Origin of the sequence: Paraburkholderia sp. 32 (assembly GCF_050435345.1) — a bacterium.
Taxonomy (GTDB): Bacteria; Pseudomonadota; Gammaproteobacteria; order Burkholderiales; family Burkholderiaceae; genus Paraburkholderia; species Paraburkholderia tuberum.
In genome coordinates this window covers 3,646,598-3,671,774 of record NZ_JBNDKD010000003.1, presented here as the reverse complement: position 1 = coordinate 3,671,774, position 25,177 = coordinate 3,646,598, and the positions used below count along the sequence as shown (strand labels likewise).

Genomic DNA, 25,177 nt, shown 5'->3' with positions numbered 1-25,177 from the left:
CGTTGCCGCGTCGAGCTCGAGCGGCATTGAAGTCACCGGCGCACCCGCGACGCAGCGGCCGGCGTCGATCGTCTTCACTCGCCGTCGTCGAGCTGGCTCAGCAGCGCCTGCAGTTTTTCCACGTGCCGCAGCAGCATGTGCCGGTGCTTGTCGATCTGTTCCAGCCGGCCCTCCAGGTCGGCTTGAATGCGGTCGTCGAGTTCGGCCGCGGCCATTACGTCCTCGACCTTCGCGCGCATCGATGCGAGCTCCACCGGCGCGTGCAGCAGATGCCGCTCGAAGCGCCGCACCTCCTGCGTCGCGAGATCGCGCACCTTGCGAAAATGCGCATGACGGCGGTGCGCTTCGACATCGAGCGTTTCTTCCTCGAGGCGTCGCGCGGGCGGCGGCTGCCCAAAAATCGGCTCGGGCCGCAACACCGTCTTCTTGCGCACCGGATGCGCGGTGCCCCGAAAGCGCGCGAGCGGCTGCTCGTTGTCGATCGCCTCGCGCGCATTCGGCGGGATCTCGTGACCGGTGTGCGGCACGTTCATCCAGCCGCCCGGCAAACCGGTGACGGCCTCGACGCCGCGCACGAATTCCTCGCTGAATTCGCGTTGCCCGGACAGCATCAGCTTCAGGTAGCTCGCGGAAAACGTCATCATGCGCGCGAGCCGGCTCGCGGCGCCGACCTCGCTGGTCAGCAACACCAGGTTCGCGCGCCAGACTGGCAGCAGCAATTCGTCGGAATCTTCCATCGCTGGGTCTTCCATCTTTTCGCCTGATGAATCGATGACCGCGTCGCGCATGTCATCGTTTTGAAAGGGTCGTCGTCTCGCGGTGTCGCGTGCAATGCCGCTACGTCGCTTTGCGTGCGGTGGGGCCCAGATGCCGAAGGTACACATTTGACACGGTACGCACCGGCCAATTCAGCGCAAAGCGCGTCAAAACAGGGCTGACGACACATCGCGTGTTGCATTGACACACGTATTCGCGCGCCGGTCCTATCCGCGGCCGCTTGATGTGGCATGCTTACACGCCGATGCGGCACGCGTCGTGCTGCATGGCTTGCTCCACAACACTGACTTAAGGGTTTTGTAATGAAGAAAATCGTTCTCGCCGTCGCCGCAGCCGTCGCCACCCTGAGCACGATCGTCCCCGCTCAGGCCAATGAGCATCAGCACGAGTGCCATAAGGTGCGCGTGCATCATCATTGGGAAAAGCGCTGCCACTAATGGCGGTGAAACCGTGTCCGATGGACGCGGTGCACATCAAAAAGCCCCGCTTTCGCGGGGCTTTTTTTCATGGCGCGCCGCGTCTTGAAACAGCCGGCGCACGATACGCTGTGCGCGCTCGACGCTCAAACCATTCCATATGAACGCGCCCGCACGCAATCACGGACACATGCTGTTACACCTTCGCGATACGCTGACCGATGCGGGCCGACGCGGACCGCGATGCCGCGCGTTCTTGCAGCAATCGTGATCCGCGTGGTGAGAAAGGAATACAAGCTTCAGGCGGATTTCACGCGAGCGAGCGCCGTCGTTACCAGCGCTTCGAGCAGCGGCGCGACCTTCGCGGCGAGGTCTTCATCGTATGCATAAGGCAGGCGCTCTTCCATGTACGTGATCTGCGACAGCTCGAGTTGCACCGCATGCACGCCCTGCTCGGGCTGCCCGTATTGCCGCGTGATATAGCCGCCCTTGAAGCGGCCATTCGCGATCGCCGTATAGCCGCCGTGGCGCCCGACCAGCGCGGCCAGCTCGTCAGCCAGGCTCGGCGCGGCGCTCGCACCGTTCGACGTGCCGAAGTTGAAATCCGGCAGACGTCCGTCGAAAAACCGCGGCACGCGCGAGCGGATCGAATGCGCTTCCCACAGCAGCACCTTGCCGTGCTTCGCCTTCAGCGCCGCGAGCTCGCCGGTCAGCGCGTCGTGATACGGCTTCCAGTAAGCGTCGCGACGGCGCGCGATTTCGGCGTCGTCGGGCAGATGGCCGTCGCGATAGAGCGGCTCCTTGTCGAACGTGTCGACCGGCAGCAGACCCGTAGTGTCCTGCCCCGGGTACAGGTTCGCGCCGTCGGGCGGACGATTCAGGTCGACCACGTAGCGCGCGTAGGTCGGCGTCAGGATCGACGCGCCGAGGCGCTTCGCGAATGCGTACAGGCGATCGAGATGCCAGTCGCAATCGTCGGTGCGTTGCGCGACCGGTGTCATCGTCACGGCGATGTCGGCGGGGATTTGCATGCCCAGATGCGGGATCGAGATCAGCAACGGCAGGCTTCCCTGATGCAGCGAGAAAACCGGCGTGAGGTTCGAAGCAGTCATGTCAGTCCGGAATCGGTGGGATCGGAGAATCAGTTCGGCGGGTCATGGCCGTTATTTGAGCAGTTCCGCGAGCGCCGCGCGATAGCGTGCATAGGCACCCTCTTCGTCGCGATGCCGGCGATCGTCGACAACCCTGACGCCGCCCGCGTAGACGTCGCGGATCGGCGTATCGCCGTGCTCGCAGAATACGACGCCTGACAGCCACGCCTCGCGCTCATGCCCGGCGATGCTCGTATGGTCGGCGTCGAGCACGAGCCAGTCCGCGCGATGGCCCGGCTGCAACGCGCCGACCGCGCGGCCGGTCGCACGCGCGCCACCGTCGAGCGCGGCCGCGTACAGACGATCCGCGACATGCGGAGCTTGCGCCGACGCCAGCACGTTGCGCTGCCGGCGCGTCAGACGCTGGCCGTATTCGAGCAGACGCAACTCGGCGCGCCAATCGACGCCGACATGGCTATCCGAGCCGACGCCGATGCGGCCGTGCGCGTCGAGATAGTCTTGCGCGGGAAAAATGCCGTCGCCGAGATTGGCCTCGGTGGTCAGACACAAACCCGCGACCGCGCCGCTCTTCGCGAGCGCGAGCGTTTCGTTCGCGTCGACGTGGGTCGCGTGCACGAGACACCAGCGGCTGTCCACATCGAAACGATCGAGCAGCCATTGCACCGGCCGCGTGCCTTCGGTTTCGAGGCACGCGTCGACCTCGGCGGTCTGTTCGGCGATATGGATGTGGACAGGCACGCTTGCGTCGATGCCGCCGAGCAACGTGCGCAGCGACGCCTCCGATACCGCGCGCAGCGAATGCGGCGCCACGCCGTAACGCAGCGCCGCATGTTCGGGGCGCGCGGCGCGTAGCGTGCCGAGCAGATCGAGCAGGCTCTCAGGCGTATTGATGAAGCGCCGCTGATCGTCGCGCGGCGCGCGCGCGCCGAAGCCGCTGTACTGATACAGCACCGGCAGCATCGTGATGCCGATACCGCTCGCCGATGCGGCGTCCACCACGCGTTGCGCAAGCTCGGCTTGATTCGCGTAGCGCTGGCCGTCCTGCGCGTGGTGCACGTAGTGGAACTCGCACACCGACGTATAGCCCGCCTTCAGCATCTCGATGTAGAGCCACTGCGCGACGCTCGCGAGGCCTTCCGGCGTGATGCGCGCGGCAAAGCGATACATCAGGTCGCGCCACGACCAGAAGTTATCCGTCGCATTGGCGCGAAATTCGGTGAGCCCCGCCATCGCGCGCTGAAACGCGTGCGAGTGAAGATTCGGCATGCCTGGCATCAGCGGGCCCGCCGCCTTCGGCACACCCGCCGGCGCCTCGGGTCGATCCGTCGTGACCGCGGTCAGCGTGCCGTGAGCGTCCCATTCGAGCAGCACGTTGCGGCGCCAGCCCTCAGGCAGATACGCGTCAGCGGCGAACAGCGATTGATTGGATTGCGTCATCTCTCAGGTTCTAGTTCAGGTCGCACGCGACTCGCGCCGCGTATAAACGGTTTCGCCCGCGCGCACGACGCGCGCGCAGAGCGGCCGGCCAATCCAGTAAGCGAGCTCCGCCAGCGAATCGACCGACCACACCGCGAAGTCGGCCGCGCGACCGACCTGCAGCGCACCGTGCCGATCGCTCTTGCCGAGCGCGCGCGCAGCGTGCGTGGTGACGCCTTGCAGCACCTCGGGCACGGTCATGCGAAACAGCGTGCTCGCCATGTTCATCATCAGCAGTAACGAAGTCGCCGGTGAGGTGCCCGGGTTGCTGTCGGTCGAGATCGCGATCGGCACCTCGTAGCGCCGCAGCAGTTCGAGCGGCGGCAACTGGGTCTCGCGGATGAAGTAGTACGCGCCCGGCAGCAGCACCGCGACGGTGCCCGCTTCCTTCATCGCGGCGACGCCGGCTTCGTCGAGAAACTCTAGGTGATCCGCCGATAGCGCGCGATGCCGTGCCGCGAGCGCGGTGCCGCCGCCGTTCGACAACTGCTCGGCGTGCATCTTGACCGGCAGCTCGTAGCGCGCGGCCGCGTTGAACACGCGCTCGCTCTGTTCCAGCGAAAAACCGATGCGCTCGCAGAACACGTCGACCGCATCGACGAGGCCTTCGTCCGCGAGCGCGGGCAGCATCGTGTTGCAGACTTCGTCGATATACGCGTCCGCGCGGCCCGCGAATTCGGGCGGCAACGCGTGCGCGCCGAGAAACGTCGTATAGACCGTGACCGGATAGCGCTCGCCGAGTTGCCGCGCGACGCGCAGCATCTTGCGCTCGCTCGCGAGATCGAGGCCGTAGCCCGATTTGATTTCGATCGCCGTCACGCCTTCGGCGAGCAGCGGTTCGAGCCGCGCGGCCGCTTGCGTGAACAGCGACGCTTCGTCCGCGGCGCGCGTCGCGCGCACCGTCGACACGATGCCGCCGCCCTGTCGCGCGATTGCTTCGTAGCTGACGCCCGCGAGCCGCTGCGCGAATTCGTCGGCGCGCTGGCCGCCGTACACGAGGTGCGTATGGCAATCGATCAGGCCCGGCGTCACCCATGCGCCGCGCAGATCTTCGCGCGGCCATGCGGCATAGGGCGTGGGTAAATCGGCGAAAGCGCCGAGCCACGCGATACGGCCGCCGTCGACCGCAATCGCGGCATCGGCGAGCGTGTGGCGAGGATCGCCCTGCGGGCACAAATTCAGGTGATGCCAGACGGTTTGCTTCATCGCGTGCTCTTTGCCGCTCGTCGTGTGTCTGTGGATGGGTTGTCCGCGATGGAGCGCATGTGAGGCCCTATCACGGTTGATTCGTCATCGCGTGTAGCGGATCGTGATCGCGAGCACCGCGCCGTCGCCCGTCAGCGCGCAAGTGAGCGCGTTCGGCCCGTCGACGCGCAGCGTGTCGCCGGTGTCGAGCCGCACGGCTTGCGCGTGGTCCGCCGCCAGTCCGACCGTGACCGCGCCGCCCGCGCAAAACAGCAGCGCCACGTCGCCGTCGAGCACGCGCGGCGCATCCTGCCGCGTGCCAGCGCGCCACACGTCCAACTCGCCCTGCGCCACGTCGCGCCGCACCATCAGGTTGAAGTCGCGCGTCGCGCCGTCGACGAGCCGCGCGTCGATGCGCGTCGCGCCATCGAAGCGCGCGATGTCGAGCGGCTGCCGCAACACATGCGTCGAAGCGACGCCCGCGTCGCCCAGCTCATCGAGCAGCATGCCCGCGCCAGCCAGCAACACCAGCGTCCGGTCGACGCCGTCGAAGCGCGAGAACGGTCCCGCCTGCGCAACCTCGGCGACGCTCACGCGCCACACGAAGTCGGCGCTCGCCGCACCCTGCCCGCCGCCTGGCGACGGAAACGCCGCGACCTCACGCGTGAGCCCGCCGCCGTTTTTCCACGGCGCCGCCACGAGGTCGGCGCCGCGAATCAGCGTGACGCCTGCCATGCCGCCCGCGTGGTTGACCATGGTCACGATCAGCGGCCCAGCATCGGCAGATTGAGACCGGCCTCGCGCGCCGTCTGCTGCGCGAGTTCATAGCCCGCATCCGCGTGACGCATCACGCCGGTGGCCGGATCGTTCAACAGCACGCGGCCGAGGCGCTGGTGCGCGGCTTGCGTGCCGTCCGCGACGATCACGACGCCCGCGTGCTGCGAGAAGCCCATGCCGACGCCGCCGCCGTGATGCAACGACACCCACGACGCACCGCCCGCCGTGTTCAGCAGCGCGTTCAGCAACGGCCAGTCGCTGACCGCGTCCGAGCCGTCCTTCATCGATTCGGTTTCGCGGTTCGGGCTCGCGACCGAACCGGTATCGAGGTGATCGCGGCCGATCACGATCGGCGCCTTCAGCTCGCCGCTCCGGACCATTTCGTTGAACGCCTGGCCGAGACGATAGCGATCCTTCACGCCGACCCAGCAGATCCGCGCCGGCAGACCCTGGAACGCGATGCGTTCGCGCGCCATGTCGAGCCAGTTGTGCAGATGCGGATCGTCGGGGATCAGTTCCTTCACCTTCGCATCGGTCTTGTAGATGTCCTCGGGATCGCCCGACAGCGCGACCCAGCGGAACGGGCCCTTGCCTTCGCAGAACAGCGGCCGGATATACGCCGGTACGAAGCCCGGGAAATCGAACGCGTTTTCCACGCCCATTTCGAGCGCCATCTGGCGAATGTTGTTGCCGTAGTCGAGCGTTGCCGCGCCGCGTTCCTGCAGCGTCAGCATCGCCTGCACCTGGCTGGCCATCGACTGCTTGGCCGGCGTGACGATGCTTTCCGGCGCGGTCTTCATGCGCTCGCGCCAGTCTCCGACCGTCCAGCCCTGTGGCAGGTAGCCATGAATCGGATCGTGCGCGCTCGTCTGGTCGGTCACGCAGTCCGGCGTGATGCCGCGCGCGACGCACTCGGCGAACACGTCGGCGGCATTGCCGAGCAGGCCAACCGAGATCGGCTTGCCCGCGCGCTTCGCTTCGTCGAGCATCGCGAGCGCCTCGTCGAGCGTCTTCGCCTTCTTGTCGACGTAGCGCGTCTTCAGACGGAAGTCGATGCGCGTCTCGTCGCATTCGACCGCGATCATCGAGAAGCCCGCCATCGTCGCCGCGAGCGGCTGCGCGCCGCCCATGCCGCCGAGACCGCCGGTCAGAATCCAGCGGCCCTTCGGGTCACCGTTGAAGTGCTGGTTCGCGACCGCGAAGAAGGTCTCGTAGGTGCCCTGGACGATGCCCTGGCTGCCGATGTAGATCCAGCTGCCCGCGGTCATCTGGCCGTACATCATCAGGCCCTTGCGGTCGAGTTCGTGAAAGTGTTCCCACGTCGCCCAGTGCGGCACGAGGTTCGAGTTCGCGAGCAGCACGCGCGGCGCGTCCGCATGGGTGCGGAACACGCCGACCGGCTTGCCCGACTGAATCAGCAGCGTTTCGTCTTCGTTCAGGTCCTTCAGCGACGCGAGGATCTGATCGAAGCAATCCCAGTTGCGCGCGGCGCGGCCAATGCCGCCGTACACGACGAGCGCATGCGGGTGCTCGGCGACTTCGGGGTCCAGATTATTCTGGATCATCCGGTACGCGGCTTCCGCGATCCAGGTCTTGCAGGTCTTTTCCGCGCCGTGCGGTGCGCGGATCGTGCGAGTCGGATCGAGACGCGGATCGACGTGTTTCGGATTGTTCATGGTGTCCCTAATCATGCGTGAAGAGGTTCGATAAAGATTCGGCGAAGACGAAAAAGCGAATTCAGAAATGCCCAGTGAAGCGGTAACGGGTGCCCGGATGCCACAGATTCGCGATCGAGGCGACCTCGCCTTGCGACCACGTGCGCCGGTGCAGCACCAGACACGGCTCGCGTTCACTCATGTTCAACAGCTCGCGCGTGATCTCGTCGGCGGCGAGCGCCTCGATGCGGTACTCGACGCGCTGCAGCGGCGCGACGCGCACGAGGTACTGGTTGGGCGTGGTGGTCGTGAAGTCCTGCAGCGCGTATTCGGGTGCGACGGCCGGATTGACCGAGCGTTCCTCGAGCTGCACCGGCTCCTCGTTTTCGAAATGCAGCAGGCGCGAATGAAACACGGGGCTGCCCGCGCTCACCTGCATCTCTTCGGCGAGCGCCGCATCGGCGATGCTGGCGCCGATGTTCAGCACCCTCGCCTGATAGCGATGACCGCGCGCAACGATTTCGTCGGAGATGCTGCGGATCGCCACCAGGGTCGACTCGTACTTGGGACGGGCGACGAAAGTGCCCGAGCCTTGTACGCGTGTCAGCACCTGCTCCGAGGTCAACTCGCGCAACGCGCGGTTGACCGTCATGCGTGCGACGCTGAATTCGCGCGCAAGCTCGTTTTCGGAGGGCACCTGGTCGCCTTCGGCCCACTCGCCCGCATGAATGCGCGCGAGGATGAAGTCCTTGATGCCCTGATAAGCGGGTGCGTTCATGGGTGTGATCCGCGCTCTCGACGACTCATTGTTCCGACGCGAACGAGAACGGGCTCAGCTTCGCGACCGCGCCGGCCTGCACGAGCTTCGTGACCGCCGCGATGTCCGGCGCGAAGTAGTGATCGAGCTCGTAGTGCGCGACGTCCTTGCGCACGAGGTCCATCACCTTCTGCAGGCTCGGGCTGGTCTTGTGCGGCGCGCGCAGATCGACACCCTGGGCGGCAGCGAGCAGTTCGATCGACAGGATGTTCGCGGTGTTGTCGGCGATATCGCCGAGCTTGCGCGCGGCGAACGTCGCCATCGACACGTGGTCTTCCTGGTTCGCGGACGTAGGCAGCGAATCGACCGAAGCCGGATGCGCGAGCGTCTTGTTTTCCGACGCGAGCGCGGCGGCCGTCACATGCGCGATCATGAAGCCGGAGTTCACGCCGCCATCCTTGACGAGGAACGGCGGCAGGCCCGACAGCGTCGCGTCGATCAGCAGCGCGATGCGACGTTCGGCGAGCGCGCCGATTTCCGCCACGGCGAGCGCCAGGTTGTCGGCCGCGAACGCGACCGGCTCGGCGTGGAAGTTGCCGCCCGACAGCACTTCGCCGGTGTCCGGGAAAATCAGCGGATTGTCGGAGACCGCGTTCGCTTCCATCAGCAGCGTTTCGGCGGCCTGACGCATCTGGTCCAGACACGCGCCCATCACCTGCGGCTGGCAGCGCAGGCTGTACGGGTCCTGCACCTTGTCGCAATCGGCGTGCGACACGTTGATCGCCGAACCTTGCAGCAGCGAGCGATAAGCCGCGGCCGCGTCGATCTGGCCTCGATGGCCGCGCAGTTCGTGGATGCGCGCGTCGAACGGCTTGACCGAGCCCATCGCCGCATCCACCGACAGCGCGCCGGCGACGAGCGCCGTGCGGTACAGGTCTTCGATCGCGAACATGTTGTACAGCGCGAGCGCGGTCGAAGCCTGGGTGCCGTTCAGCAGCGCGAGACCCTCCTTCGCCTGCAGCGTCAGCGGCTTCAGACCGACGAGCGCGAGGCCTTCGGTGGCCGGCATGCGCTCGCCCTTCGCGAACACTTCGCCGACGCCGAGCAGGGTCGCCGACATATGCGCGAGCGGCGCGAGGTCGCCCGATGCGCCGACCGAGCCCTTGACCGGGATCACCGGCAGTACGTCGGCGTTGAACAGCGCGATCAGCGCCTCCATCACTTCGCGGCGGATGCCCGAGTGGCCGCGGCCGAGGCTCGACAGCTTCAGCGCGATCAACAGACGCACGACCGGGCGCGACATCGGCTCGCCGACACCGACCGCGTGCGACAGCACCAGATTGCGTTGCAGCAGTTCGAGCTGATCGCGCGGAATGTGCGTGCTGGCGAGGCGGCCGAAGCCGGTATTGATGCCATAAGCCGGCTCGCCCCTGGCGGTGATGTCGGCGACGGCCTGCGCGCACGCGTCGATGGCGGCGTGGCTCGCGGGATCGAGTTGCAGGGTGACCTGCTCACGCGCGATCTGGCGCAGTTGCGGGAGGCTCAGGTAGCCGGGCTTCAGAATCATGGTTGTCGTCCTGTCTATACAAGTTCAAATAAGTCTAGCCGGCGGCCCTTGTATATACAACTTGTTTTTCGAGATTTCGTGCCTGGGGATTTCCATTATTTGGCACGTGGCTCGGCGCGAGCGCGGCAGGTCGTAGGCGGCGTGTGCTGGACGCATGGGTCGGCGTGGCCGCCGTGATTTAGCCCACAGTTGTATATACACCTCCGCGGCGCGGGTCGCCATCTGGCCAAAATTGGCGCGCTCACGCTGGCGGGAAGCCGGACACGCCGGCTCCGCCGATATCTGGGTTATAGGACAGAAGGCTCTGCGACGCGGATCAGAGCTTGACCCGCGCCGCGATGAAATCCAGAAAGCACTGCACGCGCCCCGCGAGCGATGCGCTCTGGTAGTACACCGCATGCACCGGCTGCCGTTCATCGACGAGCAGGTTGCCGAGAATCGGCACGAGGCGGTTTTCGCGCACGTCGCCGGCGGTCATGAAGTCGGCCAGACAGGCGACGCCCCAGCCGGACAGCGCCAGTTGCCGCAAGGTTTCGCCGCTCGATGCGGTGATCGACGGTTCGATCTTCAGCAGCGCGGCTTCGTCCCGCTGCCCCTTGGCGCGCTTCGTTCCCCTGCCCCCTTCCCGCAACGGCCAGCGATTCAAATGCTCCGGCGCCGTAAAGCCGATCAGCCGATGCGCGTGCAGCGCGTCGAGCGTGGTCGGCTCACCGTGCTCGGCCAGATACGCCGGGCTCGCGAGCACGCGCAGCCTGCTCTCGCCGAGCGCGCGCGCATGCAGCGTCGAATCCTGCAGCGCGCCGATGCGAATCGCGATGTCGACCTTCTGTTCGAGCAGATCGACGATCCGCTCGTTGCTGGTCAATTCGAGCCGGATCTCCGGATACAGCGCCGAAAACGCGGTCATATGCGGCGCCACGCAATGCAGCATGAACGGCGACGCCGCATCGACGCGCAAGCGCCCCGACGGCCGTTGCCGCCCGCGCGCGACCGACTCCTCGGCCTCTTCCAGCGCGTCGAGGATCGCGCGGGCGCGCCGCAGGAACGCGTCGCCTTCCTCGGTCAGATGCAGACGCCGCGTCGTGCGCCGCACGAGCGCGGTGTCGAGCTTCTGCTCGAGACGCGTGAGCGCGCGGCTCACGCCGGAGACGGTCTGCCCCAGCTTCTCGGCCGCCGCGGTAATCGAGCCGCTGTCGATCACGGTGACGAACACCAGCAATTCGTCGGTGGAGGTTTTCATTGTTGATTTCAGATCAAGATTGATTTGAGACTAACACGCTTTTTGCGAGAATCCGCGCGAGCGATACTGCGTGCCTGTCGATCGGAGTTGGCGCTTTAGCGCTTACTCCGATCCCATGCAAGAGATTGCGGTCTTGGCATTTCCCTCAGGAGAACGTCTTGAAGATTTTCGTTACTGGCGCAAGCGGTTTTATCGGCAGCTCGATCGCGGCGCATCTGGCGCACGCCGGCCATCAGGTGCGCGGGCTGATTCGCAAACCCGAACACAGCGGCGAGTTGCAGCGGCTCGGCATCGAGCCCGTGCTCGGCACGCTCGACGACCGCGCGTTGCTGATCGCCGAAGCGCAAGCGGCCGACGCGGTGATCAACGCCGCGAGCAGCGATCACGAAGGCGCGGTACGCGCGCTGATCGACGGACTCGCCGGTTCGGGCAAGGTGTTCCTGCACACGAGCGGGTCGAGCATCGTCGGCGATGCGTCGGGCGGCGAAGCGGGTGAAGCACGCATCTATCACGAAGACGCGCTGCCCACCCCGACCGCCGACAAGGCGGCGCGCGTCGCGATCGATCAACTTGTGCTCGACGCCGCGCAACGCAACGTGCGCTCGGCCGTGCTGTGCAACACGCTGATTTACGGTCACGGCGCGGTGGCCGGCAGCGCGAGCGTGCAGTTGCCGCGACTCGTGCGCCAGGCGCAGAAAAGCGGCGTCGTGCGTCATGTGGGCAGCGGCGGCAACGTCTGGTCGAACGTGCATATCGACGACGTCGCCGAGCTGTATCGCCTCGCACTCGATAAAACCCCTGCCGGCACGTTCTATTTCGTCGAAAGCGGCGAAGCGTCGTTCCGCGACATGAGCGCCGCGATCGCACGCGCGATGAAGCTCGGCGCGCCGCAGGACTGGCCGCTCGAAGACGCGAAACAGGAATGGGGCTACGAAACGGCCTCGTACGGTCTTGGCTCGAACAGCCGCGTGCGCGGCGAACGCGCGCGCAAACTGCTCGGCTGGCAACCGCGGCGCACATCGGTGATCGAATGGATCGAACGCGACATGATGGGGCCGCAAAGCACCGTTTGACGGGGCTTTGCGCGCCGCGCGACGTAAGCTATGTAAGCGCGGTCGTTGCGAATCCGTAAGCTCCTTTCGATAAAATCGCGGGCACCTGACGGTGCGATTCCACCGTCGCGCACACGCCCCGATTCGACCGATGAGCTTCGCGCTGAACTTCGACTGGCTGACTAACCTGATGGCGATTCTGTTCGTCGTCGCGTGTCTGTACGACACGCGTTACGACGAATACGGCGTGCTGACGCTCGCGGCCGCGGCGATGAGCCTCATCGTGATGGCGATGGAAATGTTCCTCAGACCCGCCTTCGAGATGGCGCTGTAGCGAGCTGATGCAGCGCTCGTGCAGCACAGAGGCGGCGCGCCAGCTAGCGCGGCGCGCGCCCCTCGCCCCCTTCGTCGACCCGCTTCACCGCTTCACCACTTCACACCGTGTACGATCCGCACGCCGGGCAAGCCGCGCGCGCGTGGTCGTCGTAGCGGTCGTGATGTCTGACCCAGTCGGTCAGACTACTGTTCTCGTTGCGGCCTTTCGGCGCGATGTCCAGAAGCGCGTAGGTGTTCACGAAGCGCTCGTCGCCGCGTGCGTAGCATGAGTACGTGTGATACACGTCGCCGTTTGCGTCCTTGTAGAACACGCTGTGGCCGTGCTGTTCGTCGATGCCGACGTCCTGCTCGGTGAAGTTGTAGAACGCCTTTTTGCTCGCCAGCTGCTCCGGCGTGAACGACACGTGGTAGTCGAAATTGAAATCGCTGCCGCTCGACGACACCCACGGAAAGGTCCACCCCATGCGCCGTTTGAACGCGTCGATCTTCTCGAGCGGCGCGTGCGATACCGTCACATAGCTGACGTCGTGATGGACCAGATGCGTGAGAATGCCGCTCATATGGTCCGACAGAAACGAGCAGCCGACGCACCCCTCTTCCCAGTCCGGGCCCAGCATGAAGTGATAAACGATCAGCTGGCTGCGGCCGTCGAACAGCTCCGCGAGCGTCTTGCGGCCTTCCGGCGTATCGAACGTATAAACCTTGTCGACCTTGACCCACGGCAATTCGCGGCGCTTGCGCGCGAGTTCGTCGCCGGCGCGCATATGCGCTTTTTCGTCGGCGAGCAGCGCGCGGCTCGCGGCAAGCCACTCTTCCCGGCTGCCGATGCGATGTTGCGGTTCCATCTGCGTCTCCTTTCCTGCGGATGCAGGGCTTGACCTCAAGCTTAAGGTTTAGAGACGCTGACGCGAAAGTCAAGGAGCCGCAACGAAACTCAGATCGCCCAGCCGCCGACATAAAACCCGACCAGCACGACTGCGATCGCCACGGTCCCGACATTGAGCTTGCGATACTCGCCGCTGACGACGCGTCCGATCACGAGCGTCGCGAAGCCGAGCATGATGCCGGTCACGATGTTCGCGGTCAGCACGATGAACACCGCGCATACGAGCCCCGCCATCGCGTCGACCATGTCGTCCATATGCAGCTTGCTGACGTTCGACAGCATCAGCAGCCCCACGTACATCAGCGCGGGCGCGGTCGCATACGAAGGCACCAGCGCGGCGAGCGGCGAGAAGAACATCACGACGAGAAACAGCAGACCGACGACCGCCGCCGCCATCCCCGTCTTCGCGCCCGCCGCGACGCCGACCGTCGACTCGATATACGCGGCCGCCGGCGCGCCGCCGAGCAGGCCCGAGAAGATCGAGCTCAGCGAATCGGCGGTCAGAGCGCGGCCGCCGTTGATGATGCGGCCGTTTTCGTCGAGTTGCCCCGCCTGGCCCGCGACCGCGCGGATCGTGCCGGTCGCGTCGAACACGGCGGTCATCACGAGCGCGAGCACGCTCGGCAGCACCGCCATCGACAGCGCGCCCTTCACGTCCATCGCGCCGATCAGCGACGCATGCCCCGGCGCGCTCAACGACGGCACCGCGAAGATGCCGTGAAACGCCACGGCCGGATCGATCGCGAGCCCGATCGCCGAGATCGCGACGATCACGATCAGGATCGAGCCCGGCACGCGCCGCCGCACGAGCCCGACGATCGCGGCGAGTCCGGCGACCGACATCAGCGCCGGCAACGCCGCAATATTGCCGAGCGACACCGGCAGCCCCGCGCCCGGATTCTTGACCACGAGCCCGACGTCGTTCGCGGCGATCAGCAGCAGGAACAGGCCGATGCCGATCCCGGTGCCGTGCGCGATGCCGACAGGCAGGTTGCGCAAAATCCACGAGCGCACGCCGGTCACCGAAATCGTCGTGAACACGACGCCCATCAGGAACACCGCGCCGAGCGCAACGGTTGGATGCAGGCCCTTGCCGAGCACGAGGCCGAACGCGGTGAACGCGGTCAGCGAGATCGCGCAGCCGATCGCGATCGGCAGACGCGCCCACACGCCCATCAGCAGCGAGCCGAACGCCGTGGTCAGACACACGGCGACGAACACCGCGCTGGTATCGAAGCCTGCCTTGCCGAACATGCCGGGCACGACGAACACGGAATAGACCATCGCGAGGAAGGTCGTGATGCCCGCGACGATCTCCTGGCGCTGCGTGCTGCCGCGCGCGGAAATGTCGAAGTAGCGGTCGAGAAAGCCCTTACCGCGGAATGATTCGGTGTCGAAGGATTCGCTCGCAACGTCGGAATTCGCGAGGGCCTGGGGTTCCATCATGATGAGTGCCTCCTTTATCAGCGCGCTGAAACGGCCGCTAAAGCGGCCGTCATCAGGTTCGTCTCGTGGATTGGTCGGTGTGGGTAACGCTTTTCTGAGTCGAAATGTAGGTGAAGCGAACTATGTGTCCAATCGCATGAATGGCATGCCGGACATGTCGCGCGACTTATATCTTTTGCGCGACGGTCGCTCGCGCGAGCGCTGCGCGCGTATACACCTACGGCATACGGGCAGCCGCGAAACGCGCCGAACCCACCCCGGCGATCGCGTTCCAGGCACGCGGCGTGCAGCGCCATACCGCCAGCGCATCGGCGAAACCGCCTGCAACGCAACCGGCGAAAGGCTGCCCGCGCGGCAGCGCAGGTTAAACTCTGGGCCGTACCCCATCCAACCGCGGCGGCTCATCGCGCCCGTCCGCACCTGCCCGTGGAGTTTTTCCTGATGACTGGCGGTTTTCCGCGCCCCGCCGGGCGCCTGCCGATTGTCCCGTTTGGACCGCTTGGATCGCTTCGCCCGCTCGATTCGCCTGATTCGCCTGATTCGCTCGATGTGCTTCGACTGTTGCGCCGGCTGTGCACCGTGGCCGCGCTGTTCGCGTTCGCCGCGCTGTCCGGCTGCAGCAGCCTGCTGTGGGGTACGCAGCAGGCGCCGATCGTCGATGCGACGGTGATGCCGGTCGAGCCGGCAAGCGCGCCGGTCGCCGCGTCCGCGCCCGAGCCGGTCGAGAGCGAGGCGAACGAGGGGCCCGAGGAGCCGAAGAAACCGAAGAAGCCGGTCGTGAAGCCGCACAAGGTCGAACCGCCGCCGCCCGTTGTCGTGCCGGCTCCGCCGCCTCCCCCGCCGCCGCCGCTGATCGTGCTGCGCACGATCGAGCGCAGCGACGCGCGCGCGCTGCTCGACAGCCAGGTGCAGAAGCCCGACGGCAAGGTGGTCGGCCGCGCGGTCGACATGATCGCCGACGCAGCCGGCAAGCCGCGCGAGATGGTCGTCAATCTGCAGGGCTTCCTCGGCGTCGGCGACCGCAAGGTGAACTTCCCGTGGGGCGCGTTCCACTTCACGCCGACCGCGAAGGGGGCGCCGATCACGCTGAACCCGACGGCCGTGCCGAGCACCGCGAACAAATCGAACCCGCTGGAACTGCCGCTGCTCGATGCGACCGTCGAGCGCGCGAACGGCGCCAAGGTGGGCCGTGTGGTCGACGTGCTGATCGACGGCAACGCGCAGCCGCAGGCGATCGTCCTCGACGTCGGCGGCATGGTCAGCCCCGACCGGCGCACGATCGCCGCGAACTGGTCGGCGCTGCGCTTCGTCACGCGCGACAAGGAACTGCATCCGCAGATCGATCTGAGCGACGCGCAGATCAACGCGACGCCGCTCTACGCGAGCGACAAGCCGATTCGCGCGGTGTCGCCGGCGCCGCCCGCGCAGCCTGCCGCCAGCGCCGCGCCGGCGGCCTCAGCGCCGCCGGCCGCGTCGTCGGCCGTCGCGGTTTCCAACGCACGGGCGGTCCGATGACGGTCCGTACTATGGTCACGGCGCGAAGTCTGCGCGCGCTCGATTGGCTCAACTTCTTCGTCGCCAACGTGCAGACGGGCTTCGGGCCGTTCATCGCGTCCTACCTCGCATCGCACAAGTGGACCCAGGGCGAGATCGGCATGGTGCTGTCGGTCGGCACGATCAGCGCGATGGTCAGCCAGGTGCCCGGCGGCGCCGCGGTCGACGCGTTGCGCAACAAGAAGGCGGCGGCCGCGTGGGCGATCGGCGCGATCATCCTCAGCGCGATGCTGCTCGCGATCAGCCCGACCGTGCTGCCGGTGATCGCCGCCGAGGTGTTCCACGGCTTCGCGAGCTGCATGCTGACGCCGGCGCTCGCGGCGATCTCGTTCGCGCTGGTGGGTCGCGCGAATCTCGGCGACCGGCTCGGCCGCAATGCGCGCTGGGCATCGATCGGCAGCGCGGTCGCGGCCGGTCTGATGGGACTGTTCGGCGAGTACTACTCGCCGCGCGCGGTGTTCGTCCTGACCGCGGGCCTCGCGGTTCCCGCGCTGATCGCGCTCGCGATGATCCAGCGCACCGACACGATCGAGCTGCCGCAAGCGGCGCCCACCCCCGAGCAGCTCGAGCGGCGCGAAAGCCTGCGCGAGCTGCTGCGCGACAAGCGCATGCTGCTGTTCGCCGCCTGCATCGTGCTGTTCCATCTGTCGAACGCGGCGATGCTGAACCTGGCCGCCGGCGAAGTGACGGCCGGCATGGGAGACAACGTGCAGCTCGTGATCGCGGCATGCATCATCGTGCCGCAGGCGATCGTCGCGATGATGTCGCCGTGGGTCGGGCGCTCGGCCGAACGCTGGGGCCGCCGGCCGATTCTGCTGCTCGGCTTCTCCGCGTTGCCGATCCGCGCGCTGCTGTTCGCGGGCATCAGCAGCCCCTATCTGCTCGTGCCGGTGCAGATGCTCGACGGCTTGAGCGCCGCGGTGTTCGGCGTGATGCTGCCGCTGATCGCCGCCGACGTCGCCGGCGACAAGGGCCGCTACAACCTGTGTATCGGCCTGTTCGGGCTCGCGGCCGGCATCGGCGCAACGTTGAGCACGACGGCGGCGGGCTTCGTCGCCGATCGTTTCGGCAACACGGTGAGCTTCTTCTGCCTCGCGGCGGCCGGTGCGCTCGCGGTGCTGCTGGTGTGGGCGGCGATGCCCGAGACGCGCGACGCGGCGACGGCCAGCAACGGCGACGGCGCGGCTGTGCCCGGTCGTGGATAGTCGGCGGCGAGGTGAGTCGCGCGAGCTGTATCAGCCGGGGCGTGATGTGATGGTCGCAGTCGGATCACGTCGCAACGGCTTGATCACTCTGGAAGTCAGGTGAGTCAGTCGGCGAGAAACACCTCTTCGCCTCGACCCAATGGCACGACGACGGGTCGCTGCACGACGGTCTCGATATCGATGTGCCGCCCCTCGCGCGACGAGCGTTCGAAGGCATCCAGCACCTCCAGCACGTGTAACGCCAGTTCGCCGCTCGCGCGATGCGGCCGACCTCGACGCAACGCCATGGCCATGTCCAGCACGCCCACAGCGCGGTAATTGGCCACCCGCGCACCACTCCTCAACGTGAAGTTGTCGACGCCAAAAGCATGGACCTGTGTGTCGAGCGGCTTAAAGCCGCTATCACGTTCAGCCACGCGCGGACTCCCGCCAAAGAAATTGGGATCGACGCCCAACAGGCTACCTTCCGTGCCATAGATCTCGATAGGCGCACGCTGATGGGCCCACACGTCCCAGGAGGCGCTCATCACCACGTTGGCCCCACCCTCAAAATGCAGGATACCGTTGACCGTGGTGGGCACCTCGACCTCGATGACCTGGCCCCTCAGCGGCTCACTGGAGACGATGCGCTGGGGAAAACCGATGGTGGCGCAAGCAGACACGCGTGCCACCGGCCCAAGCAGGTTGACCAACTGCGTCACGTAATACGGGCCCATGTCGTGAATCGGGCCGCCGCCAGGCTTGAAAAAAAACTCAGGATTGGGGTGCCAGGACTCCATGCCGCGGGACAACACGGCCACGGCCCCGCCAATGGCACGCCCAATGCGGCCCGCATCGAGCGCCGTGCGGCACGCCTGATGGGCCGCGCCGAAGAAGGTGTCCGGCGCGCAGCCCACGCGTAATCCCGAAGCCTCGGCTCGCGCCAGCATCGCGCGTGCGGACGCGAACTCGGTACCCAGGGGCTTTTCGAGGTAGACGTGCTTGCCCGCCTCCAGAATCTGCAGGCTTACCGGCACATGCGCGTGCGGCACCGTAAGGTTGATGACGATTTCGATGTCGGGGTCGGCCAGCAGCGCATCCACCGTCATCGCGGCAACGCCGTGCTGCGCGGCCTTGGCCCGGGCGGCCTCCGGACGCAAGTCGGCGCAAGCCTTGATGCGGACGAATTCCGAATTCGCCGCGCCGGTGAAATAGGCATCGCTGATGTTGCCGCAACCGATGATGCCGACGAAGACAGGTTTCATGGATCAGGCTCCGAGCTGGTGCAGATAGGCAAAGGCATTGCGGGCGAACCGTTCGCCGTCGCTGGGATTGTCGTGCTCGGCGGCGAGGAAACGCGCCCCCGCTTCGCGGCAGGCGGCGGCCAGCGTGGGCCAATCCATGACACCGTGACCGACGTCGGCCCAGCCGTCCTCGTCCAGTTTTTCACCCGCGGGCGCGAGGTCTTTCGCATGGGCGGAGACCACGCGGCCCGTATAACGACGAAGCCATGGCAGAGGATCGGCGCCGCCGCGCACGAGCCAGGCTACATCCACTTGCCAGCCGAGCGGCCTTGCCCCGGCGGACTCGAACAGCAGTTCCAGCGCCGTTGCGCCGTTCTCCTTGGCGCTGAGTTCCCAATCATGGTTGTGGTAAGCGAGGGCGATGCCCTGAGCGGCTAGCCGATGGGCGAGGCTGCCCAACTCGTTGCCGAGCGCCCGCCAGTATGCGGCGTCACTGTCGCGCTCGGCGGGCGGCACCGCGGGCATGACCAACTGGGTGATACCGAGGGTCTCGCACGCCGCGCTCACTTCGTGCAACCGCTCACGCAGCATGGCCATGCTGAGGTGGCTGGAGGAGGCGCTAAGGCCGCGCGCCTGAAGCTTGTTCCGGGTGTCGGCCGCATTTTCGAGCAAGGACCCGATCAGCTCCACCTGGCGAAATCCGGCTTGGGCGGCAATGTCGAACTGCCGGTCGAGTTCGCCCGCATTACGCAGGCTGTAAATCTGGATGGAAATGGGCAAGGCTTGATTCATGGTCGTCAATCCAAAGAGTCAAGGTGGATGCGGCACGGATGGCCTACGGCGCTGGGCGCAAGTCAAAATGTAAGCGCTTTCCCATTTACCTGGAACAAGGGCTTTACCCTATGCAGCAGGGACCGGCACAAACAGGAGTATGCGAGAAGCTTCGGATAAGCGGATTGCATAACGCTGCGGTTTGCAGCAACACCATGGATCCCCGCAAGCCGAGTCTGAATCCCCGCTCAGTTTCGAGGTTCGATGACGCATGAGGGGAAAACCTTTTCCCGTGATGCTAAAATTGTTACCTTCCTGCTGGCGACAAACGCGCCGCTGCCTGAACGAACCAATGCGAAGCAAACCCTCCATCGAAGCCGTTGCCCGCGAGGCTGGCGTTTCCATTGCCACGGTGTCGCGTGTGCTCAACGGGACGAAGGCCGTGACGGCGGCCACGCGTGAGCGGGTCGAGGCAGCCGTACGGGCACTGAACTACCGGGCCAATCCGTTCGGCCGCAGCCTGAGTACCGGTCAGAGTCGCATTCTGCTGATGCTCATGCCGGATTTCGCCAACCCCTACTACGCCGAGATCGTGCGCGGGGCCGGCGCGGTCAGTCGCCAGGCCGGTTACACGCTGCTTCCGGCGGACCTGGAAGCCTGGACTGGCACGGCGGACGCCTCGCTGCCGACGCTGGCCGGCAGTCTGAGCGACGGCGTCATCAATCTCGTGCCCATGTCCGACCCGGCAGCCCGGCGCGAGGCGGCGAACGGCAAGCCATGGGTCAATTGCTCGGAATACTTGCCCGGTAGTGACGTGCCTTATGTCAGCATCGACCACCGCCAGGCCGGTACGGATGCCGTGCAGTACCTCATCAACAAGGGCCACCGGCGCATCGGCTTCATCACCAGCGATGAGCGCTTCCTGTATGCGCGTCAGCGCCGCGAGGGCTATCACGCGGCACTACTGCGCGCCGGTCTCGCGCCTGCGTCCGAGCTTGTCTGCGTTACTGGCGACAATAGTTACGCCGCCGGAAGCCAGGCGGCGGCAAAGCTGCTGGCGGTGGTGGATCCACCGAGCGCCGTGTTCGCCGTTTCGGACACGTTGGCCATCGGCGCGATCAAGGGCTTTAGCAAAGCCGGCCGGCGGGTGCCGCACGACGTGGCGGTAATGGGCTTCGACGACGTGCCCATCGCTGGCATCTTCGAGCCGGGGCTGACGACCGTGGCCCAGCCCATGGTCGAGCTGGGCGCCGCGGCGGCCGAAATGCTGCTGGCGCTGCTCGACGGCCAACGCCCAGCGTCGCGCATCCTGCAGCATCAGCTGGTGCTGCGGGAGTCGGTTTGAGCGGTCGATCGGGAGAAGTAGAGATCTGCTTTGCCCACCGAGGTGGTTTGAAGCTGGCTCAGTTTTGGTGAGGCTGCCGACGCCGATGCATGTCGGCCACCTTGCTCTCACGGCTCATGAAATCGTTCGTTGAAGCTTTCGTGGTCGCCGCGGCTGGCGCCGTCGCTGTGGCGGTTTTGCTCAGTCGAGCCAGCCGAAGACCCATCAGCAAATAGCAGGTGCGGGCGCACGCGAGCGAATGACTGGAGATGGGCCGGCTACCACCCGATGCGCTCGGCTGTTGTCGACCCCAAAGAGACCTTCGACTTTGGGGCTGACAGCCGTCCGTTGCCAAGCGGGGTCCGGTCATTCAGGAAACCGGTTCCGCGCACTAGCGATAACTCGGTAACCGAGAGCCGCGCCGGCCTGTGCGTGGTTCCAGTCCAGAAGCACGACACCGATCGCAAGAGCCTTTGGACCCAAGCGCCTCAACCAAGGCTACATCTGCGTACCTGGGGTCGCCGTGTCTGACGCGGCAAGCTGTCATAGGTCGATGCCTGCAAGTAACACATGGCATAATGCGCCGCATTCACCTTCACCAGACCAATCTCGAATCGTCGGCCTTATGCTGAGCTGCTTCTGCCGGAAATTGGGCTCCTATCTGGGATTGCTGGCAATCCTGATGGCAACGCTCGCGCCGACGGTTTCGCAGGCACTGGCTGACCGCAACGAGGCTGGGCTTCCTTCAGCCTCGCTCTGCTCCGCACATTCGACTCCAGGCAATCCGCCGGGCAACGAGGACACCTCCCACTCGCTGGCTGCTCACTGGCATGCTTGCGGCTACTGCAACCTGATTGCGCACACGCCCGTACTGCCGAGCGTCCAGCCTGAATTTGCGGTCACGGTCTGGGCCATCCAGCATCGCGTTGCGACGCGGTTCGAGAGCATCCGTCGCGTCGAACCGCTGGCATCCGCCCAGCCGCGCGCGCCCCCCGTTTCATCCTGAATTGAGCCCTGGTGGCGATGCCGTGCACGAACGCATCGCCAGGCGTCGTCGTGTCTCTTCACAGACTCGCGGCGGCGCAATGACGACCTCAATCAATGGATGAAACATGAATGCCAATACCTTGCGCCATGGCAAACCCTTCTTCGCCACGGCATCGATCTCGTTCGCTGCAACTGCGCTCCTGCTCGCCTCATCGCCAGCCGCTGCCCATGCCATCGCGGGCGACCGTGTCTTTCCGTCAACGTTGGCCGTCGATGATCCAGGTGTCGGCGATGAAGCTAACTTCGAATACGGGCATCAGCGTGTTCCTGGAGACAACGGCGATCAAAGCATCAATACGTTCAGCTTCGAGTACGACAAGCTGATCACGTCAAGGCTTGCCCTGTCCGTCGACGGCGCTTACGTGATGCAGAACAATCCGACTGCGCGCGGGTTCGATAACTTTGGAGTCGGCCTGAAGTATCTGCTGTATGTGAACGCCCCGCACGAATTCATGACTTCAGTCGGGGTGCATGCGGAATTGGGTGGAACCGGCAGCCACGCGATTGCGGACAGCTTTTCGACCATCTCGCCGACGATCTACGTGGGCAAGGGTATGGGCGATCTGCCCGACTCACTGGCCTATCTCCGACCCGTTGCCATTACCGCCGAAGCTGGGCCTTCGTTGACCACCGGGGCCGGTCAGCCCAATTCTTTCGACTACGGTTTCACGGTCCAGTACAGCCTGCCCTATCTGCAGCAGCAGGTGCATGATTTCGGCTTGCCGCAGCCGCTCTCGAACATTGTTCCCATCGTCGAGTTTCCGCTATCGAGAAGTCAGGGCCAAACCACTGGGACAATCAATCCAGGGTTCATCTGGATCAACCGCTACGGCCAGTTCGGTGTCGAAGCCCAGATACCAATCAACAGCGCGAGCGGTTCGCATGTGGGCATCCTGGTACAGGCCCATCTTTTCTTCGACGATATTGCGCCGAAAACGCTCGGCAAGCCGCTGTTCTAACGTGTAAGGAGTCCTCTCATGAAACTGCACACGATTGCACGCGCGGCCATCGCCGCGCTGATGATCGCCGGCTGCAATCTCGCGCAGGCGCACGCCTACCCGACCCAGGAGGCGCCGGGGGCCGGTGCGACCGTCACGACCTCGCAGAAGGACGTGGCGATCGACTTCGACGATGGTCTGGAGCCCGCCTTCAGCTCGATCGCCGTCACCGACTCGCAAGGCAAGTCCGTGACGAGCAGCAAAGCTGCGGTTGACCCGTCGAACAGGAAGCACATGTCGGTAGGGCTAAATCCCCTCGTGCCGGGCGCCTATACCGTCTCGTGGGTCGCCGTTGCCAACGACGGCCATCGCACCCAGGGGCATTACACGTTCACGGTGAAGTAACGGTGGATCCGCTCGTCGTCGCCCAGATTGCACTGGCCGCGATGCAGGACATTCTGTTTGCCGTCGCTACCGGCGCTCTTGCATGCGGCGTGCTGGGCGCGCGTAGCGGATTGCCAGGGCAAGACACGACGCGAGTCTGGCGGACCGTCGCGTCAGTCGCACTCGCTCTCACCGCCCTGGCGTACCTCTGGCTTCAGGCCGCAATCATGAGCGGTTCGCCGCTCGGTGAAGCTGGTTCGGCTATCGCCCCAGTACTGACGCAGTCCCACTTCGGTAAGGCATGGTCGATCGGCGTTGCCGGCGCGCTGCTCGCGGCGTTGAGTGGCCTCAAGAAAGAGCGCGGCTCAGCGCTCTTTGCTGCGGGGTTCGTCCTGTGGGTCGCGGGCAAGGCAGCCGCGAGCCATGCGGCCGACTCCGGCGACTTCTCGTGGCGTGAGGCGATTCACGTCGTCCATCTTTCCGCGACTGCGCTTTGGGCCGGCAGTGTCATCGTCGCCGCGATCCTGCTGCGCCGGCTCGAACGCGAACCAGGCCGTCCGCCCGGCCAGAGGGCTGCGTTCTGCTCGGCGCTGTCTCATCTGGCGACGGCTGCGCTCGTGTTTGTTCTCGTCACCGGTTTCTACAACGCCGTTCAGGACACGGCGCAGGCCAGCGCGCCGCTGTTGCGCACACACTGGGGCCGGTTGCTCGCCGCAAAGCTTGCATGTGTGGTCCTGGCGACATTGCTCGGCGGCTGGAACCGGATGGCGATTCTGCCCGATCTGCTCGTGCTTGCCGAGCGGAACGATCCGGATTACCCCGCCGCGCAACGCCGCTTCGACGGCGTTCTCTCTGTCGAAGCGCTCGTCATGCTAGCCGTACTTGGGCTGGCTGCGGTGCTGGGCCATACGTCGCCGACGGGCGGATAGCGGAGCGACCATGTAGACATGCGACCGATATGACGATCGAGCCTTGCCTCGGTGCCGCGACGTAGGTCCCACCGGCCCATCACATTTTCCTTAACGTAGAACAGGAGGTTATGCCATGCACCACCCCTTCTTCCGCCTGGCTATCGCGCTGCCGCTCGCGGCTGCTTCGCTAACCGCTTTCGCCGCTTCGTCGGGCGCCATGATGGTGTCCGACTGCTGGATCCGCTCGATGCCGGGCGACGTGCCGTCCGGAGGCTACTTCAAGCTGATGAACATGGGAGACAAGCCCGTCGATCTCGAAGGTGTTAGCACCGATGCGTTCGGGATGTCCATGCTGCATCAGACGCAGACTACCGGGAGCACGTCGAAGATGGTCATGGTCGACAAGGTGACCGTCCCGGCCAACGGGACACTCGCATTCGCGCCGGGCGGCTATCACGTGATGTTCGAGAAGGAAAAGAAGCCGCTGACGGTCGGTTCGACGGTTCCCGTCACGTTCAAATTCAGTGACGGGGAGAGTATCGTCGGGCAATGCGCGGTGAAGAGCGCAACCGGCCAGTAATGACGCTTGCAGCCCGCGCGAAATCGATCGCGAGACTTGAGAACGCGGGCTGCAACGATTCGGGCAAGCGGCGGACGTTTGTATCTGGTCAATGATGCTCGATGCGCTCGGCGGCACGCGACCCCGAGCCGACTTTCGGACTCGCGACACCGCAACGGCCGCTTCGGAGGCGCAACCTGTCGTCTGTTGTATGGCGATGCCCCGAAGCACCCGGCGGATCGTCTAAACTGCAGAATCGACGAACAGGCCATTCCCGCTCGGCTACCCCGCCATGGCGCACATCTTCTTCGCTGCTTCGATTCAACGGCATATCGCAACGCCCGAGCGCGAGATCGACGCGCGCACGCTCGGCGAAGCACTGAAGGCCGTCTTCGCCGCGCAACCTCGACTGCGCGGCTACATCCTTGACGATCAGGGCTCACTGCGAAGACATCTCGCCGTGTTTGTCGACGGCCGGCCGGTGCGCGACCGACAACATCTGTCCGATGCGCTCGGCGAGGAAAGCCGGGTTTACGTCATACAGGCGTTGTCGGGCGGATAAGAAGGTTCCACTCTTAC

General features: G+C 65.5%; 25 protein-coding genes. 12 read left to right on the top strand and 13 right to left on the bottom strand.

Going from position 1 to position 25,177, the window contains the following annotated elements:
• Positions 1 to 74: 74 nt before the first annotated feature.
• On the bottom strand, positions 75 to 737 hold the full coding sequence (locus tag OKW26_RS39805; RefSeq protein ID WP_187612009.1) for a hypothetical protein: 663 nt from the start codon (positions 735 to 737) through the stop codon (positions 75 to 77).
• Positions 738 to 1,079: 342 nt separating this feature from the next.
• Between OKW26_RS39805 and OKW26_RS39800 the strand changes: the two genes are divergently transcribed.
• Entirely contained in the window at positions 1,080 to 1,214 is a 135-nt protein-coding gene (locus OKW26_RS39800) for a hypothetical protein (RefSeq protein WP_260321281.1), read from the top strand.
• 278 nt (positions 1,215 to 1,492) lie between these two features.
• Here OKW26_RS39800 and hutG read toward each other — a convergent pair whose 3' ends face one another.
• From hutG to OKW26_RS39760, 8 genes are all read right to left on the bottom strand, one after another.
• Positions 1,493 to 2,305 (bottom strand): N-formylglutamate deformylase, encoded by an 813-nt coding sequence (gene hutG / locus OKW26_RS39795; RefSeq protein WP_429356966.1) that lies wholly within the window; start codon positions 2,303 to 2,305, stop codon positions 1,493 to 1,495.
• Between the two features lie 51 nt (positions 2,306 to 2,356).
• A complete protein-coding gene (locus OKW26_RS39790; RefSeq protein WP_429356965.1) occupies positions 2,357 to 3,742 on the bottom strand; it encodes a formimidoylglutamate deiminase in 1,386 nt (461 codons plus the stop codon).
• 15 nt (positions 3,743 to 3,757) lie between these two features.
• Positions 3,758 to 4,987 carry an imidazolonepropionase gene (hutI, locus tag OKW26_RS39785; RefSeq protein WP_184062088.1) on the bottom strand — a complete coding sequence of 410 codons (1,230 nt, stop codon included), beginning with the start codon at positions 4,985 to 4,987 and terminating at the stop codon, positions 3,758 to 3,760.
• An 84-nt stretch (positions 4,988 to 5,071) separates the two neighbouring features.
• Positions 5,072 to 5,722 (bottom strand): HutD/Ves family protein, encoded by a 651-nt coding sequence (locus OKW26_RS39780; RefSeq protein ID WP_429356964.1) that lies wholly within the window; start codon positions 5,720 to 5,722, stop codon positions 5,072 to 5,074.
• Between the two features lie 8 nt (positions 5,723 to 5,730).
• Positions 5,731 to 7,419 (bottom strand): urocanate hydratase, encoded by a 1,689-nt coding sequence (gene hutU, locus OKW26_RS39775; protein ID WP_429356963.1) that lies wholly within the window; start codon positions 7,417 to 7,419, stop codon positions 5,731 to 5,733.
• A gap of 61 nt (positions 7,420 to 7,480) precedes the next feature.
• The gene (gene hutC, locus OKW26_RS39770; RefSeq protein ID WP_429356962.1) at positions 7,481 to 8,176 is read right to left on the bottom strand and encodes a histidine utilization repressor; all 696 of its coding nucleotides are present in this window, start codon (positions 8,174 to 8,176) and stop codon (positions 7,481 to 7,483) included.
• 25 nt (positions 8,177 to 8,201) lie between these two features.
• Positions 8,202 to 9,722 carry a histidine ammonia-lyase gene (gene hutH / locus OKW26_RS39765; protein WP_184062092.1) on the bottom strand — a complete coding sequence of 507 codons (1,521 nt, stop codon included), beginning with the start codon at positions 9,720 to 9,722 and terminating at the stop codon, positions 8,202 to 8,204.
• A gap of 316 nt (positions 9,723 to 10,038) precedes the next feature.
• Positions 10,039 to 10,962 (bottom strand): LysR family transcriptional regulator, encoded by a 924-nt coding sequence (locus OKW26_RS39760; protein WP_090803954.1) that lies wholly within the window; start codon positions 10,960 to 10,962, stop codon positions 10,039 to 10,041.
• A 158-nt stretch (positions 10,963 to 11,120) separates the two neighbouring features.
• Here OKW26_RS39760 and OKW26_RS39755 point away from each other — a divergent pair, with 158 nt between their 5' ends.
• Both OKW26_RS39755 and OKW26_RS39750 read left to right on the top strand, forming a co-directional pair.
• Positions 11,121 to 12,035, top strand: coding sequence for an NAD-dependent epimerase/dehydratase family protein (locus OKW26_RS39755; protein WP_429356961.1), 915 nt, complete (start codon positions 11,121 to 11,123; stop codon positions 12,033 to 12,035).
• Positions 12,036 to 12,165: 130 nt separating this feature from the next.
• Positions 12,166 to 12,348, top strand: coding sequence for a hypothetical protein (locus OKW26_RS39750; RefSeq protein WP_018418561.1), 183 nt, complete (start codon positions 12,166 to 12,168; stop codon positions 12,346 to 12,348).
• Positions 12,349 to 12,448: 100 nt separating this feature from the next.
• On the opposite strand, the gene OKW26_RS39745 is transcribed toward OKW26_RS39750, so the two are convergent.
• Complete coding sequence (locus OKW26_RS39745) at positions 12,449 to 13,195, bottom strand: DUF899 domain-containing protein (protein ID WP_429356960.1); 747 nt, start codon at positions 13,193 to 13,195, stop codon at positions 12,449 to 12,451.
• An 89-nt stretch (positions 13,196 to 13,284) separates the two neighbouring features.
• Positions 13,285 to 14,679, bottom strand: a complete 1,395-nt coding sequence (locus OKW26_RS39740) for an NCS2 family permease (RefSeq protein WP_429357173.1) — start codon at positions 14,677 to 14,679, stop codon at positions 13,285 to 13,287.
• 444 nt (positions 14,680 to 15,123) lie between these two features.
• Here OKW26_RS39740 and OKW26_RS39735 point away from each other — a divergent pair, with 444 nt between their 5' ends.
• Together OKW26_RS39735 and OKW26_RS39730 are read left to right on the top strand one after the other, a co-directional pair.
• Positions 15,124 to 16,197 carry a PRC-barrel domain-containing protein gene (locus OKW26_RS39735; RefSeq protein WP_429356959.1) on the top strand — a complete coding sequence of 358 codons (1,074 nt, stop codon included), beginning with the start codon at positions 15,124 to 15,126 and terminating at the stop codon, positions 16,195 to 16,197.
• A complete protein-coding gene (locus OKW26_RS39730; RefSeq protein ID WP_184062097.1) occupies positions 16,194 to 17,441 on the top strand; it encodes an MFS transporter in 1,248 nt (415 codons plus the stop codon). Before OKW26_RS39735 ends, OKW26_RS39730 begins: the two co-directional genes overlap by 4 nt.
• A 104-nt stretch (positions 17,442 to 17,545) precedes the next feature.
• On the opposite strand, the gene OKW26_RS39725 is transcribed toward OKW26_RS39730, so the two are convergent.
• The gene (locus OKW26_RS39725) at positions 17,546 to 18,685 is read right to left on the bottom strand and encodes a Gfo/Idh/MocA family protein (RefSeq protein WP_429356958.1); all 1,140 of its coding nucleotides are present in this window, start codon (positions 18,683 to 18,685) and stop codon (positions 17,546 to 17,548) included.
• A gap of 3 nt (positions 18,686 to 18,688) precedes the next feature.
• Entirely contained in the window at positions 18,689 to 19,456 is a 768-nt protein-coding gene (locus OKW26_RS39720) for a sugar phosphate isomerase/epimerase family protein (RefSeq protein ID WP_429356957.1), read from the bottom strand.
• Positions 19,457 to 19,787: 331 nt separating this feature from the next.
• Between OKW26_RS39720 and OKW26_RS39715 the strand changes: the two genes are divergently transcribed.
• From OKW26_RS39715 to OKW26_RS39685, 7 genes are all read left to right on the top strand, one after another.
• Positions 19,788 to 20,780 carry a LacI family DNA-binding transcriptional regulator gene (locus OKW26_RS39715; RefSeq protein WP_429356956.1) on the top strand — a complete coding sequence of 331 codons (993 nt, stop codon included), beginning with the start codon at positions 19,788 to 19,790 and terminating at the stop codon, positions 20,778 to 20,780.
• A gap of 604 nt (positions 20,781 to 21,384) precedes the next feature.
• Positions 21,385 to 21,765, top strand: a complete 381-nt coding sequence (locus OKW26_RS39710) for a DUF2946 domain-containing protein (RefSeq protein ID WP_429356955.1) — start codon at positions 21,385 to 21,387, stop codon at positions 21,763 to 21,765.
• 106 nt (positions 21,766 to 21,871) lie between these two features.
• Complete coding sequence (locus OKW26_RS39705; RefSeq protein WP_429356954.1) at positions 21,872 to 22,765, top strand: hypothetical protein; 894 nt, start codon at positions 21,872 to 21,874, stop codon at positions 22,763 to 22,765.
• 18 nt (positions 22,766 to 22,783) lie between these two features.
• Positions 22,784 to 23,149, top strand: coding sequence for a copper resistance CopC family protein (locus OKW26_RS39700; protein WP_429356953.1), 366 nt, complete (start codon positions 22,784 to 22,786; stop codon positions 23,147 to 23,149).
• A gap of 2 nt (positions 23,150 to 23,151) precedes the next feature.
• A complete protein-coding gene (locus OKW26_RS39695; RefSeq protein ID WP_429356952.1) occupies positions 23,152 to 24,057 on the top strand; it encodes a copper resistance D family protein in 906 nt (301 codons plus the stop codon).
• Between the two features lie 115 nt (positions 24,058 to 24,172).
• The gene (locus OKW26_RS39690) at positions 24,173 to 24,619 is read left to right on the top strand and encodes a copper chaperone PCu(A)C (RefSeq protein WP_244145121.1); all 447 of its coding nucleotides are present in this window, start codon (positions 24,173 to 24,175) and stop codon (positions 24,617 to 24,619) included.
• A gap of 271 nt (positions 24,620 to 24,890) precedes the next feature.
• On the top strand, positions 24,891 to 25,160 hold the full coding sequence (locus OKW26_RS39685) for a MoaD/ThiS family protein (RefSeq protein WP_090803938.1): 270 nt from the start codon (positions 24,891 to 24,893) through the stop codon (positions 25,158 to 25,160).
• Positions 25,161 to 25,177: the final 17 nt, after the last annotated feature.